Raw genomic sequence first — 13,008 nt, forward strand, 5'->3', positions numbered from 1 at the left:
GGCCGAACGGGGGCCTTCTCTTTGGGGGACGGTGATTTTGACGTGGGCGGTGATCTCCGGCTCTTTGGTGATGCTTGGCGAACGAACGCCAGTGTCGAGCGAAGTTCCGATCGGCATCATGTCAACACAGGGTAACGACTCGACCCGGTCTAGGGACTCCCTGCGCTCCCTGAGCAGGGAGGAGAGGAGGGCTTCTGACGATCAGTGAATCCTCCGCAATCGGCTTTGGGGAGCAGTGGGGCGTCGTGGTTTTGCCTCCTCTCAACGCCAAGGAAGGGGGGCGCCCCCAAACGTCTTGCCTTCCCCTCTCCAGGGGTGGCTTTCGCAGGTGCAGCGCGCTCAATGCGGGAGTGTGGCGGAAGAAAGGCACCCAAAACGGCCCCTTTTTAAGCGGGGGTGGTTGCACTGGTTGCAAGCGTTTCTTATCTTTACAACACGAGTGAGAGAATGAGCCTGGGACCACGCCGAAGGAAACTTCCGAAATTCCAGCTTCTCCCCTGATCTGGATCGCCACCGCGACCGTAAGGAGAAGCAGAGGAGCTGGGAACCGCCGGTTAGGGGAATAGCCTAGCATGTCTCTTGACAAATGGACGTGAAGAACACACAATGAGTGTTCAATGCAGAGGAGGGTGCTGCCATGTTTGCTGACAACACGCTGACTCCCCGTGAAGCCGTGCGCCTGTGCGCGCTGGGCACCATTGCGCGCGGGCCGCGTCGCTACAGCGACCTGGCGGCGTCGGTGCGTCACTTCGTGACGCGCATTACCGGGCCGTCCCTCGATCTTCTTGGCAGTTCGATGGAACTGCTTCGCCACGAAGGGCTCGTCGAGCCCCTGAGCGGCGAGGGGATGGAGGACGACGCGGTCTTGGGGATCACACAGGGCGGTCGGGCCGAGTTCTTGCGTCTGATGACCGCCAATCTGCGGGCGTCGTCGGATCTCTCGCGGCTGGTCACCGCCTTGAAGTTCCGTTTCCTCGACCTGTTGCCCGCCGACCGGCAGGCCATGCAGGCTGAGCTCTTGCTGGAAACCGCCGAAACCGAACTGGCCCGCCTGCAAGACCTTCGCACGGCAAGCGCCGATGAAGGACCCTTGATGCAGGAGTGGCTGGAACAGGAAATCGCCCAGGCCGAAGAGCGCCGGGCGTGGCTGGAAGCCTTTGCCGATCGGGCCGCCGCCGCGGCCTGGCGCGCGACACCACATTGGTTGCACAGCGAGAGGGGCGGTCCTGCGGGCCGCCTTTTTTGCGTGGAGTCCGGGGGTGGCCCGTTGTTTGCAAACCACTGCCTGAAAGAAGGGCAGGGGTGACGTATGGGCTCTTTTTGCGCAAATATCAGGCAGAGTGACCGGGCAGTCTGCCCCGCCACGCGGCAAAGAAACATTCTAGCCGCGGCCGCCTTCGGCGTGTCCGGGTTCATCAGCCAGCTAGGTGGGGATGCCCCCGCCGTGTTTGGTCTGGCTGGCGTGCCCGAAAACGCGTTGGGCCAGCCCGACGTGGCCCTCGATCTCGGGGCGTACTGCGCCATGATGGAGCTGGCAGCGGCCGAGACCCGGCATGATAATTTTGGGTTGTGGTTTGGCCAGCAGTTCCAGCCCCACGCCCTGGGGTTGATCGGGGACATCGCCCTAGTCTCGCCCACCCTGGGGGCGGCCGTCGAAAATCTAGCGAGCCTCTTTCCCTTCCACCAGCAAGCGACAGAAACGCGGCTGACGGCGCACGGCGATCTCTTGTCGTTGGAGTATCGCATCCTCGACGGCCATATCCTGCGGCGCCGTCAGGATGCGGAACTGACCATGGGGATGTTCGCCAACGTTTTTCGGGCGTGCCTGGGGGCGGGGTGGGTCCCGGAGGAAGTTCATTTCGAGCACCCCCGGCCGCTGATGGGGGAGGAGCATCAAAAGGCGTTTGCCGCCCCGGTGCACTTTGCCCAACGCACCAATGCCGTGGTCTTTCACGCCCGCGACCTTGGTCGGCGCATGCCTGGAGGGGACTTGGCGCGCCTGACCGAGTTGCGGGCCCGGCTCATTGCCCTGACTGGGGGGACCGGGGTGACGCCATTCCTGGACCGGGTGCGCGCCGAAATCCGCAGCCGCTTGCCCGAGGGGGCGCCGCATGTCGAGGCCGTGGCGGCGGGTCTGGGGGTGGCGCGCTGGACCTTGCAACGGCGTTTGGCCGACGAGGGCTTCAGCTTTTCCGCGCTGGTCGATCAGGTGCGGCGCGATCTGGCCTTGCACTATGTGCGCCAGCCCCACATCCCTTTCTCCGATCTGGCGTTTTTTCTGGGGTACTCCGAGCTTTCGGCTTTTACCCGGGCCTTTGGCCGCTGGTTTGGCGTCTCGCCGACCCGGTTGCGTCAGGCAAGCCAGGGGGGAGAGGCAGGGGGAAGTCTGGGGAGGCCGGCCTCCCCAGACCCCTCCTTTCCTGTGTGAAAAGCGGTTCCCCGGGGTCAGGTCTCGTTCTAAGGTTCCCGTCCTGGCCGTCATGAGGGAGGAGCGGATGCGTAAAGGGAGAGTGCTGTTGGCGATGGGGCTTGCGGTCGCCGGGTTGGCGGCGGGGCTCGGGTTGGCCCACCTGACGGCCCCGGCGCCAACGTCCCCCCCCGGATCAGCCCGAGGCTATGGCCTGGACGGCGGTGCGCCATCGTCCGTCGTCGTTGCCACTGACCCCGTGGCGGGTCAACGGGGCGGAGGTCTCGTTTGCCGACTATGTTACCCGGACTCACGCCGCTCTCGACGCGGCCCGGCGCGGCTGGGAGCCCGACGACGTCGTGCGCGCCCAGCACGTCGAGGCGGTGGCGCCGCGCGAGTGGCCGCTGGCCGAGGCCTGCCAGGGCAAGGCCCGGGCCGGGGTGCTGTTGATTCACGGCCTGAGCGATACCCCGTATTCCCTGCGCGATCTGGGCGATGTTCTGGCCGGGCGGGACAGCCTCTGTTTGCGGGTGCGCTCGATCTTGCTGCCGGGGCATGGCGGGGTGCCGGGGGATCTCCTCACGGCCACGGCCGAGGACTGGCGCCAAGCGGTGCGTTATGGCGTGGCGTCCTTTGCCGGCGATGTGGATACGGTGCACCTCGTCGGCTTCTCGCTGGGGGGGGCTCTGGCCCTCGATCTGGTGCTCAAGGGGGCGCCGACCACCCCGGCGGTGGGCTCTCTGGTGTTGCTAGCGCCGGCGGTGGGGGCCGACAACCGCTTTCCCGTTCACAAGATTCCTTTTGGGTTTGATCTGTTCAAGGGGATCTTGGCCTTGGCCTCGGGCTTCACGCCCAAGGGCGAGTGGCTGCGCTTGAACGAAGACCTCGACTTCGCCCGCCATGAGTCCTTCCCCTTGGTCGCGCTCCAGGAGTTGATGACGGTAATGGGGGGCTTGTCCCAGGCACCGCGGCCTTTGACCCAGCCGGTGTTCATGGCCTTTGCCGCCGAGGATCAGGCGGTGGACAGCCAAGCGTCGCTCGACTTTTTCCGGGCTTACGCCCCCCATCCCAAGAGCCGCTTGCTGTTGTCGGCGGCCCCGGCGACCCTGGCGGCGGCGCCCGAGCGCTATGCCGACCTGCCGCGCGAGGATCCCCGCATCACCTGCTTGCAAGGGGTGGGGCCCGACGCCCAGCCGCCCTCGCGCGAGGCCAGTTGCACCGCCTTGCCCAGCGCCCTGGCCCTGGCCTGCCCCTATGGCAGCGGTCCCGATGGGTGTTTGGTAAGCAGCGGTCATTTGGCCCCGCCCATCGCGCCGACCAACCCGCATTACGGCGCCGGGGGTGACTACCGCAACTGTTTGGGTTATCTTTCCGCTCACGATCCCCAGCGCTTCTGCGCCTGCGTGCCCGATCCGCAACGCCGCGCCTCGGCCTTGTGCCAGGACCAAGCCTTGCTGCCCGGGACCTTGCGTCAAGGTGAGCCGGTCGAGGCCGATCTCAAGGCCGAAGGCAGCGTGATGGCCCGCCTGGGCTACAATCCGCACTTCAACACCTTGGCGGAGGCCGTGGTGGCCTTTTTTGAGTGAAGGATGACGGGGGGAAGAAAATCTTCCCCTCACCTTGACCTGGGAAAGGAACGCGATACTTTGGGAGGGGATGGTGCATGAGACGGCCGAAATGCCTGCCCCGGAGAGATCATGAGCTTTGATCGCGATACTGCCGAGGTCAAGAACTGGATGAATATGTTCCGCTGGGTGGTCAAGCTCATCCGGGATGAATATGGGATCAGCGAAGAAAAACTCACGCGCCACGCCCATATTGATACCGATATTGGCTTGTCAAATGAGCAGTTGGAAGAGGTGGTGGAGATTATTTCCAAGTCTTTTTCTATAACCTTCCCGTCGGGAACCCTTGATGAACTGGTGAAATTCGAGGAGCTTTGCATGCTGGCCGCCTGGATGCACGGCTTGTACAAGCGCCCCGAATACCTGGGCGATGCCTATGTCGCAGCGGTCGTCGCCTTGAACCCCCGCGCCCAGGCATGAGCGACGCCTCGACGGCCCAGCGCCGCGCCGCCGATCCCCAGGCCTCGGCCTGGGTCGCAGCCAGCGCCGGAACCGGGAAGACCAAGGTTCTGACCGACCGGGTGTTGCGCCTGCTGCTTGATGGGGCCTCCCCCCAGCGCTTGCTGTGCCTCACCTTCACCAAGGCCGCTGCCGCCGAAATGGCCAACCGTATCTCCGGGGTGTTGGCCGGCTGGGCCATCATGCCCGAGGCGGCCTTGCACCAAGCCTTGGTGACTCTCCTGGGCCGGCCCCTCGACCCGCTGGCCGATACCGCCCTGACCTTGCGGGCCCGGCGCCTGTTTGCCCAGGTCCTTGATACCCCGGGCGGGCCGCGCATCCAGACCATTCACGGCTTTTGTCAGGCCTTGCTGCGCCGCTTTCCCCTGGAAGCCGGGATCGCGCCGCATTTTGATATCCTTGACGACCGCGAGGCCCAGGTCCTGCAAGGCGCCGCGCGCGAGCGTCTCGCTTTGGTCGCTGACGCCGACCCCGACGGGGCCCTGGCGCGCGCCCTGGCCGAAATCTCGCCCCGGCTCGACGAAGCCCGTTTCGACGACCTGCTGGCCGATCTCCTGACCCGGCGCGGGCCCTTGGAAGCGGCGTTGGCCGCCCATGGCGGCGGTCTGGCCCTGGCCAAGGCGGTGGCCCACCACCTGGGGGTCGAGCCCGACGAAACCGCGCACGACGTGCTTGCCCGCGCCTGCGCCGAGGAGGCTTTTGACGGCCCCGCCCTGCGTGCCTGTCTGGAGCCCCTGCTCAATGCCGGCTCTGACAAGGATGCCGAGCGCGGTGCCCTGATGAGCGCGTTCCTGGCCGAGGCCGACCTCGACACCCGGGTGGCGCTGTTTCCCGCCTATGCGGCGGCCTTCCTCACCAAAACCGATGAGACCCCCGTCAAAACCCTGTGCACCAAGGGCGTGGAAACCCGCTATCCCGGCACCCGCGATGTTCTGGCCGCCGAGCAGGTCCGGGTGGTGCGGGTGCGCGAGCGCCTGCGCAAAGTGGCCACGGCCCGGGCGACCGGTGCCTTGATGGTGCTGGTGGCGGCGGTGCTGGAGGACTACCGACGGCGCAAAGCCGCCCTGGGTCGCTTGGACTACGAAGACCTGATCCTCGCCACCCGGCGCCTGCTGGAAGAAACCGGGGCCGCCGCCTGGGTGCTTTACAAGCTCGACGGCGGCCTGGACCACCTTTTGATCGACGAGGCCCAGGATACCAGCCCGGACCAATGGGCCATTCCCCGCGCCCTGGCCGACGCCTTCTTCGCCGATGTCGCCACCTGGACGCCCGAGCGGCCGCGTACCGTGTTCGCCGTGGGCGATCGCAAGCAGTCGATTTATGGGTTTCAAGGGGCTGATCCCGAGGCCTTCGAGGCCATGCGGCAGCATTTCGCGGCCCAGGTCACTGCGGTGGGCGGGCGGTTCGAGGGGGTGCCGCTCAACGTTTCCTTCCGCTCGACCCGCGCGGTGCTGGCGGCGGTCAACGCGGTGTTCGCCCGCGATCCGGCCCGCGATGGCGTGGTGCTGGCGGGGGAGGACATCACCCACGTCTCGCACCGCGCCGACGATGGCGGGCTGGTCGAGGTCTGGCCACCGGTGGTGCCGGAAAGCCGCGCCGAGGCCCAGCCCTGGAAGCCGCCGGTCGAGCGTATTCGGACCGAAAATGCCCGGACCCGGTTGGCGCGCGTTGTCGCCCAGCGCATTCACCACCTGACCCGGAGCCACGACCTCCTGGAAAGTCAGGGCCGGCCGGTGCGGCCCGGCGACATCATGGTGCTGGTGCGGCGGCGCGGCGGGTTCGAGACCGATTTGGTGGGCGCCCTCAAGGCCTTGGGGGTGCCGGTGGCCGGCGTGGACCGCTTGGTGTTGACCGAGCAGATCGCGGTCATGGATCTGATCGCGCTCGGCAAGGCCTTGTTGCTGCCCGAGGACGACCTCACCTTGGCGGCGGTGCTCAAGGGGCCACTGGTCGGGCTCGACGAGGACGCCCTCTACCACTTGGCGCGCGATCGTCCCGCCGGGGTGCGGTTGTGGTCGCGGCTACTGGCCCATGCCGGTTCGGCCTCGGTGTATGGCCAGGCCCTGGCCGTTTTGGACCCGCTGCGCGCCCTGGCGGCGCGGGTAACGCCGCACGACTTCTATGCCCACGTCCTGGACGGTCCCCCCAACGGCCGCTGGCGCCTGCTGGCCCGCCTGGGACCCGAGGCCGAGGATCCCATCGACGAGTTCCTGGCGCTGACCTTATCGCATGAGCGGGTCGGGCCGCCCTCGTTGCAGGGTTTCCTGACGTGGTTGGAGCAAGGCGGCATCGAGGTGAAGCGCGACTTGGACCAGGGCGAGCCCCAGGCGGTGCGCATCATGACCGTGCACGGCTCCAAGGGCTTGCAGGCCCCCATCGTGTTCCTGCCCGATACCATGGGCAAGCCCATCGGATCCGAGGTCTTGTTGTGGGACCACGACGCCGACAAGCGGCCCTTGCCCTTGTGGTGTCCGTCCCGGGCCGATCGCGACGACATCGTGACCGAGTTGTTGGAGCAGGCGCGGGCTCGGCGCGACGAGGAATATCGCCGGCTGTTGTATGTGGCCCTGACCCGGGCCGCCGATCGCCTGTATGTGTGCGGTTGGGAAACCCGCCGCGCCGCGTCCCCGGATTGCTGGTACCACTTGGTGTGGGATGCCTTGGACGGGCAGGCCGAAAGCGTGGAGGATCCCCAACTCGTCGCCGACGGCGGGCCCCCGGGCGCCGTCTTGCGTCTGCGGGTGCCCCAGGTCCGCCCGGTCACCCCCAAGGCCGATGCCGAACGGCGCGGCGTGGCTCCGGCCCCCGCTTGGCTCACCCGCCCGCCGCCCGCCGAACCGCGCCCGCCGCGTCCGCTGGCGCCGTCCCACCCCGACGAGGAACCCCCGGCCCGCTCCCCCCGGGCCGACAGCACGGTGAGATTTCGCCGGGGGCGGCTCATTCACCGCTTGTTGCAGGTTCTGCCCGACATCGAGCCCAGCCAGCGCGCCCAGCAAGCCCGGCGATGGCTGGCCCGTCCCGCCTGGGACCTGGATCTGGCAACGGTGGAGGCCCTGACGGGCGAAGTCATGGCCGTCCTTGACCATCCGGCCTGTGCTGCCCTGTTCGGTCCCGACTCGCGGGCCGAGGTGCCGCTGGTTGGCCGGGTGGGGGAGACCATCGTCAGCGGCCAAGTAGACCGCCTTGCCGTGCGCGAGGACGGGGTGTGGGTGGTGGATTACAAAACCAACCGCCCCCCGCCCTCACGGGTCGAAGACGTCGATCGCGGCTACCTGCGCCAGATGGCCGCCTATCGCGCCGTGCTGCGCGAAGTCTTCCCCAATCAAAGTGTCCACTGCGTGCTCCTGTGGACCGACGGCCCCCACGTCATGCCCCTCCCCACCACCCTCCTGGAACACGAAGCCAACCGCCTGTTGGGCGTTGGTCGGTAACGCGAGGGGGGCTTACTTCGACGATACGGGGCTGCCGCCCCGCGTCGCCGAGGCAAACACCCCCCCCGCGTCCCCTCAAGCCGCGCGCAGGGTGTCCAGGAAGTGGGCGAGTTGCTTGCGCAGGGTTTGGTTTTGCTGGGCCAGGGTTTCGGCGGCGGTGAGGACATGGTGGGCCGAGGTGCCGGTGTCGCGGACCCCGGCCTGGACGCCGACCACGGCTTGGCTGACTTCCTGGGTGCCGCCGCTGGCCTCCTGGATGGTGCGGGCGATTTCCTGGGTGGCGGCGTCTTGCTGGCCGACGGCTCCGGCGATTTCGGCGCTCAAGGTGTTGATGCGGTCGATGGTGCCGCCGATTTGGGCCATGGCGGCGACCACGCCCTGGGTGACAGCCCGCATGTTTTCGATTTGATCGTGGATGTCGGCGGTGGCCCGCTGGGTCTGGGTGGCCAGGGCCTTGACCTCGCCGGCGACCACGGCGAAGCCTTTGCCGGCCTCGCCGGCGCGGGCGGCCTCAATGGTGGCGTTGAGGGCCAGCAGATTGGTTTGGGCGGCGATGGAGGCGATGAGATCGACCACCGTGCCGATGCGCCCGGCGGCCTGGGCGAGGGAGGTCACGTGGTCGTTGGTTTGGCGCGCTTCCTGGGCGGCGGTACGGGCGATGTCGGCGCTTTCCTCGACGCGCCGGGCGATTTCCTGGATGGAGGCCGACAATTCGTCGGCGGCGCCGGCCACGGTTTGCACATTGCCGCTGGTTTGCAAGGCGGCGGCCGAGACAGCGGTCGCCTGTTCGCCGCCTTGCTGGGCCACCCGCGACAAGGTGCGCGCGGCGGCTTCCAGGGACTCGGCGCTGGTGGCGATGGCGTGGGTCACCGAGGAGACTTCGCGCTCCAGGGTTTCGCCCATGCGTTGGAGCAGGGCTTGGCGTTCCTGTTCGGCGGCCAGGCGTTCGGCGTCGCGGTCGGCCTTGAGGGTCTCGCCCTCTTGCAAGCGCTGGCGGAAGACCTCCAAGGCCCGGGCCATGGCGCCCAGGTCGTCGCCCCGTCCGGTGCCGGGAACGTGAGTCGCAAGGCCGCCCTCGGCCAAGCTCACCGTGGCCTGGGTCAGGCCGCGGATCCGGCCCAGCAGGTGGCGCAGCAGGACAAAGGCCACGGCGGCGCTGGCCAGCAGACTCGCGCCGGCGCCGGCCAGCAGCCAGACGAAGGCCTGGCGCTCGCGGGTGATCACGGCGCTGGTTTGGGTCCGCAGGTCGCCGATCAGGGTCTCTTCGACCTCTTTCATGTGGTTGATGCGCTGGGAGGCGGTGGCAAACCACCCGGGGCCTGTGGCGCCCTTGAAGACGCCCATCAGGCCGCCCTCGGCGACGAGGCGGCGCAGGGCCTCGACCGCTTCTTGATCCGCTCCGGCCACCAGACGGGCATAGGTGTCGGCCAGCGCGGGCTCGGCCAGATGCAAGAAGCTATCGAACAGGGCATCTTGTGACGCCCCAAGGGCCAGGAAGCGGCGATACAGTCCGGGATCGAAGCGCCCGGCGCCAAAGCCCTGGGCGCCCACGGCCCGCTCCTGGCCGGCCAGTTCCTTCCCCCGCAAGAAGAGCATCAAGGCGGTGGCCCGGGTTTGCAAGGGGCCATCTCCGGCTTCGCGCGCCATCAGGTTGGTGGCGTCAAGGAGGGCGTCGATCAGGCCGGAATAATAGGCAAACGACTCGGCCGGGGGTAGGGAGACGGACAAAGAGGTTTCGCGCACCTGGGCCAGCCGCCCGAGATCCTGGCGGGCGCGCCCGATCGCCTCGCTGGTGGTCTGCGGCCCCAGAGCCTGGAGAGCCTCCTCGAGGGCGCCGACGGTCTGGGAGGTGGCTTTGTGCTGGGCTTCAAGGGGGTCGCGGAACTGCTGGCCCTTGCTGCCGAGGTACAAGGCGGTGCTGCCGCGCTCTTTTTGCAACTCGTGGACCAGGGCCCCCAGGTGTGCCGAGGCCTCGACCATCTTCTGAAGATGCGAAACACTGGTGTACCGCTGGTAAGCAACATTTAAATCGTAACACAACACAGACAAAAGGACAGCGAGGGGAACCAGCACGGCCACCCAAAGACTAGTCGAAACGGACAAACCCCAGGGTCGTTCTGATGTCATCACAATTTCCTCGCTGTTTTGCGCCAAAGCGAGCAGCCAATTTGCAAAAGCTCCCCCCAAGGGGTGGAGGAACCCACGCAATAGTCAAAACCATTTTGCGGTTTTTTTGTGAGTGTCGATCCGCCCCGAGGAATTTCGCGTGAAAGGAAACCCCTCGCCGCGAGAAGACGCTGCACCATCGCGGGAAAGGCGGTATAAAAGAGAGAGGTTTTTGAGATCTTTTGCTCCGATTCGGAGAGACACGCCATGATTGATGGCTCGACCCCGCGCTCGGCCTGCTTGGACGGTGCCGGTGCTGGTGCGCAGCTCTCTTCGCTGTTCGCGACGACCGATACCGTCTACCTTTTGTTGGCACTCGACGGAAGCGTTCTGGATCTCAATCGCGCCGCCCTTTCCCTGATGCGAACCAGTCGCGACAGCGTGGTGGGGCGCGACTTCTGGTCTTTGCCTTGGTGGCGCGATCAGGCGGCGGTGGCCACCTTGCGCCCGCGCAGCACCGTTGCCGGCCGGAGTGCCCGGGCCGACGCTGTGTGGAAGGATGCCGAGGGAGCGCTCCACGTCATTGATCTTCGGCTCCACCCTCTGGGGGACACTTTGCTGGCCGAAGGCACCGACGTGACCGAGGAGCGGACTACCCGCGAGCGCTTGTGTTTGCGCGAGCACCAGTACCACACGCTGTTCGAGAACATGCTTAGTGGGTTTGCCCGCCACGAATTGGTCGTGGGGCCCGATGGCAAGCCTGTCGATTATCGTTTTCTCGAGGTCAACAGCGCCTTCGAGCGTCTGACCGGCTTGCGGCGCGAGGAGATCTTGGAGCGAACCGTGCTCGAGATCATGCCCGAAACCGAGCTGTTTTGGATCGAGACCTATGCCGCCGTGGTGCGGGATAACGCCCCCATCCAGTTCGTTCACCATGCCGGGGTGATTGGCAAATGCTTTGAAGTGGTCGCCTATCCGTTGGGGCGAAACCAGTTTGCGTGCATGTTCAATGACATTACCTCAGAAATAGAGGCGATTAACCGCCTCAAAGCCAGCGAGCAATATTATCATTCTTTGCTCGATAGCTCTCCGGCTGGAATTTTTTATTATAGGAATGGTCGAGATATAAGCTACTGTAACCATCGTTTCTATGATATTCTTCAGGTCAGCCCGGAGGCAGCGCAAGAGTACGGCCTCAAGATCCTGCCGGACCCGGCCCAGCACGCCGTGATCGGCGCCTCGCTAGAAGGACGCTCCGGCGCGTTCGAAGGTCCCCTGCCCACGGGACGCCAGATTTATCTGCTCTGTTCGCCCTTGCGCACCGAACAAGGCGAGGTCAGCGGCGGGATCGGCATTTTGCAAGACGTGAGCGAGCGACGCGCGCGCGAGGCGGAAACCCAAGCCCTCATCACCCGGCTGACCGAAACCAACACCGAACTCGAACGCTTTGCCTACGTGGCTTCCCACGATCTGCGCGAGCCGCTGCGCACCATTGCCTCGTTTACCCAGCTCTTGCAACGGCGCTACCAGGGGCGTCTCGACGCCGATGCCGACGCGTTTATTGCCCTGATCGTGGCCGGGGCAACGCGCATGCACACCTTGATCGGTGATTTGCTCGCCTACTCCCGTATTTCCGACAACGGGGGGCTTTTCAAGGCTGTGGACACCACCGACGCCTGCAAGGTCGCTCTTCAGAACCTGCGCGAAAGCATCGAGGACGCCAAGGCCACGATCACCGTCGAGCCGTTGCCCAGCATTACCGGTGATCCGGTCCAGATCATGCAAGTTTTTCAGAATCTCATCGGCAATGCTCTCAAGTTCCGCAGCGACTCGGCCCCTTGCCATATCGTCGTTTCAGCCGGTCAGGCCGGGGACGAGTGGCGGTTTTCGATCGCCGACAACGGCATTGGCATCGCCGAAACCAGCCAGGATATCTTCGAGATCTTTCGTCGGCTGCATGGGGGAGAGCGCTATCCCGGAACCGGCATTGGTCTGACCATCGCCAAGCGCATCATCCAGCGCCATGGTGGCGACATCTGGTACGAACCTAACCCGGCCGGGGGCACCGTCTTTCATTTTTGTATTCCCCGCGCTCTCGAGGACGCGGCCCCCAGCCCTACATCTGGTTCTTAAGGAAGGAGGGGTCTGGGGAGGCGAGCTTTCCCAGCCGTCCTCTTTTGTTGTGCCTCCAGCGGGGAACGGCTTGGTGTGGGATGCCCTTTGGTGTTGCGAGCGCTTCTCAATATCGGTATAAAGACCCCACCGGACCCGGGGTGTCCGGCGGCAGGGGCGAAAGAGGACAAGGCGATGGGACGTGGGATCGGGACGGGGAAAGGGCGTTTGGAGCAAGACGGCGCCCGCGGAGCGTTGTTGGTCGAGGCCGCGCGGTGCTGGGAGCGCCGCCCGGGCTGTTCGGGCGGCTTTCCGGCCGGAATGGTGCGCCGACTGTGCGCCGCCGGCCTGGGCGACGTGGTGGTGGCGCTTGATGGCTTGTTGGTGGTGGCGGCCGTTCATGCCACGCCGCCGTTGGTCCTGGGGTCGCCGGGCAGCGCGCTGGACACGCCCGACTCTCGTTTGCTGGCCCAGGTCCTTGAAAGCGCCTTAGACGGTTTGGGGCTGGGCGATCCGGCCGTGGACCGGCTGTCGTTTCGGTTGGGCGCGCGTGGGGGCGTCTTGATGCGTCGAGGGTTGGCGCGCTTTGGCTCTCCGTGTGCGTCGGTGTGCCAGACTGCCCTGCCGCCGGCCGGGGCTTTCATGGCGGCGGCGGAGTAGGGGGTTGGTTGGGCGGAGGGCCGTGGAGGAAGGATAAAAGACGGGGGCGGCGGGACCCTCCCCGGACTCCTTTCTTCAGAAGGGCTGATGTGACGAGCCTGTGTCTTGTCATGAAGTCTTCCGGGAAGCTTCATCGAAGCAACGTTTTCGCGCAGGGCGGGCGTGACCATACTGCGCCCCGCCCCCCGCGGGGTCGGGACCATGACCA

8 protein-coding genes are annotated in these 13,008 nt (G+C 66.2%); 7 read left to right on the forward strand and 1 reads right to left on the reverse strand.

Annotated features, from left to right (window positions below; translation table 11 throughout):
• Nucleotides 1-637 precede the first annotated feature (637 nt).
• The 5 genes from RSPPHO_RS14580 (at nt 638) to addA (ending at nt 7,922) form a co-directional block, all read left to right on the forward strand.
• Nucleotides 638-1,306 carry a transcriptional regulator gene (locus tag RSPPHO_RS14580; RefSeq protein WP_041795702.1) on the forward strand — a complete coding sequence of 223 codons (669 nt, stop codon included), beginning with the start codon at nt 638-640 and terminating at the stop codon, nt 1,304-1,306.
• A gap of 3 nt (nt 1,307-1,309) precedes the next feature.
• A complete protein-coding gene (qhpR, locus tag RSPPHO_RS14585; RefSeq protein ID WP_014415983.1) occupies nt 1,310-2,428 on the forward strand; it encodes an AraC-like transcriptional regulator QhpR in 1,119 nt (372 codons plus the stop codon).
• A gap of 188 nt (nt 2,429-2,616) precedes the next feature.
• Nucleotides 2,617-3,993 carry an alpha/beta hydrolase gene (locus RSPPHO_RS14590; RefSeq protein WP_014415984.1) on the forward strand — a complete coding sequence of 459 codons (1,377 nt, stop codon included), beginning with the start codon at nt 2,617-2,619 and terminating at the stop codon, nt 3,991-3,993.
• 111 nt (nt 3,994-4,104) lie between these two features.
• Nucleotides 4,105-4,452 carry a hypothetical protein gene (locus RSPPHO_RS14595; RefSeq protein ID WP_014415985.1) on the forward strand — a complete coding sequence of 116 codons (348 nt, stop codon included), beginning with the start codon at nt 4,105-4,107 and terminating at the stop codon, nt 4,450-4,452.
• On the forward strand, nt 4,449-7,922 hold the full coding sequence (gene addA / locus RSPPHO_RS14600) for a double-strand break repair helicase AddA (RefSeq protein ID WP_041795704.1): 3,474 nt from the start codon (nt 4,449-4,451) through the stop codon (nt 7,920-7,922). The genes RSPPHO_RS14595 and addA overlap by 4 nt, the downstream gene beginning before the upstream one ends.
• A gap of 75 nt (nt 7,923-7,997) precedes the next feature.
• On the opposite strand, the gene RSPPHO_RS14605 is transcribed toward addA, so the two are convergent.
• A complete protein-coding gene (locus tag RSPPHO_RS14605; RefSeq protein WP_051013919.1) occupies nt 7,998-9,902 on the reverse strand; it encodes a methyl-accepting chemotaxis protein in 1,905 nt (634 codons plus the stop codon).
• Between the two features lie 393 nt (nt 9,903-10,295).
• Here RSPPHO_RS14605 and RSPPHO_RS18140 point away from each other — a divergent pair, with 393 nt between their 5' ends.
• Both RSPPHO_RS18140 and RSPPHO_RS14615 read left to right on the forward strand, forming a co-directional pair.
• Nucleotides 10,296-12,161 carry a PAS domain-containing sensor histidine kinase gene (locus RSPPHO_RS18140; RefSeq protein WP_014415988.1) on the forward strand — a complete coding sequence of 622 codons (1,866 nt, stop codon included), beginning with the start codon at nt 10,296-10,298 and terminating at the stop codon, nt 12,159-12,161.
• A 174-nt stretch (nt 12,162-12,335) separates the two neighbouring features.
• Nucleotides 12,336-12,800 carry a hypothetical protein gene (locus RSPPHO_RS14615; RefSeq protein ID WP_014415989.1) on the forward strand — a complete coding sequence of 155 codons (465 nt, stop codon included), beginning with the start codon at nt 12,336-12,338 and terminating at the stop codon, nt 12,798-12,800.
• The last annotated feature ends 208 nt before the right edge of the window (nt 12,801-13,008 follow it).

Source organism: Pararhodospirillum photometricum DSM 122 (assembly GCF_000284415.1).
Taxonomy (GTDB): domain Bacteria; phylum Pseudomonadota; class Alphaproteobacteria; order Rhodospirillales; family Rhodospirillaceae; genus Pararhodospirillum; species Pararhodospirillum photometricum.

Excerpts from the sequence above, each read along its gene's own strand:
- addA (WP_041795704.1), top strand. The coding sequence starts at position 4,449 with ATGAGCGACGCCTCGACGGCCCAGCGCCGCGCCGCCGATCCCCAGGCC.
- RSPPHO_RS14595 (WP_014415985.1), top strand. The coding sequence starts at position 4,105 with ATGAGCTTTGATCGCGATACTGCCGAGGTCAAGAACTGGATGAATATG.
- RSPPHO_RS14580 (WP_041795702.1), top strand. The coding sequence starts at position 638 with ATGTTTGCTGACAACACGCTGACTCCCCGTGAAGCCGTGCGCCTGTGC.
- RSPPHO_RS18140 (WP_014415988.1), top strand. The coding sequence starts at position 10,296 with ATGATTGATGGCTCGACCCCGCGCTCGGCCTGCTTGGACGGTGCCGGT.
- RSPPHO_RS14590 (WP_014415984.1), top strand. The coding sequence starts at position 2,617 with ATGGCCTGGACGGCGGTGCGCCATCGTCCGTCGTCGTTGCCACTGACC.
- qhpR (WP_014415983.1), top strand. The coding sequence starts at position 1,310 with ATGGGCTCTTTTTGCGCAAATATCAGGCAGAGTGACCGGGCAGTCTGC.
- RSPPHO_RS14615 (WP_014415989.1), top strand. The coding sequence starts at position 12,336 with ATGGGACGTGGGATCGGGACGGGGAAAGGGCGTTTGGAGCAAGACGGC.
- RSPPHO_RS14605 (WP_051013919.1), bottom strand. The coding sequence starts at position 9,902 with ATGGTCGAGGCCTCGGCACACCTGGGGGCCCTGGTCCACGAGTTGCAA.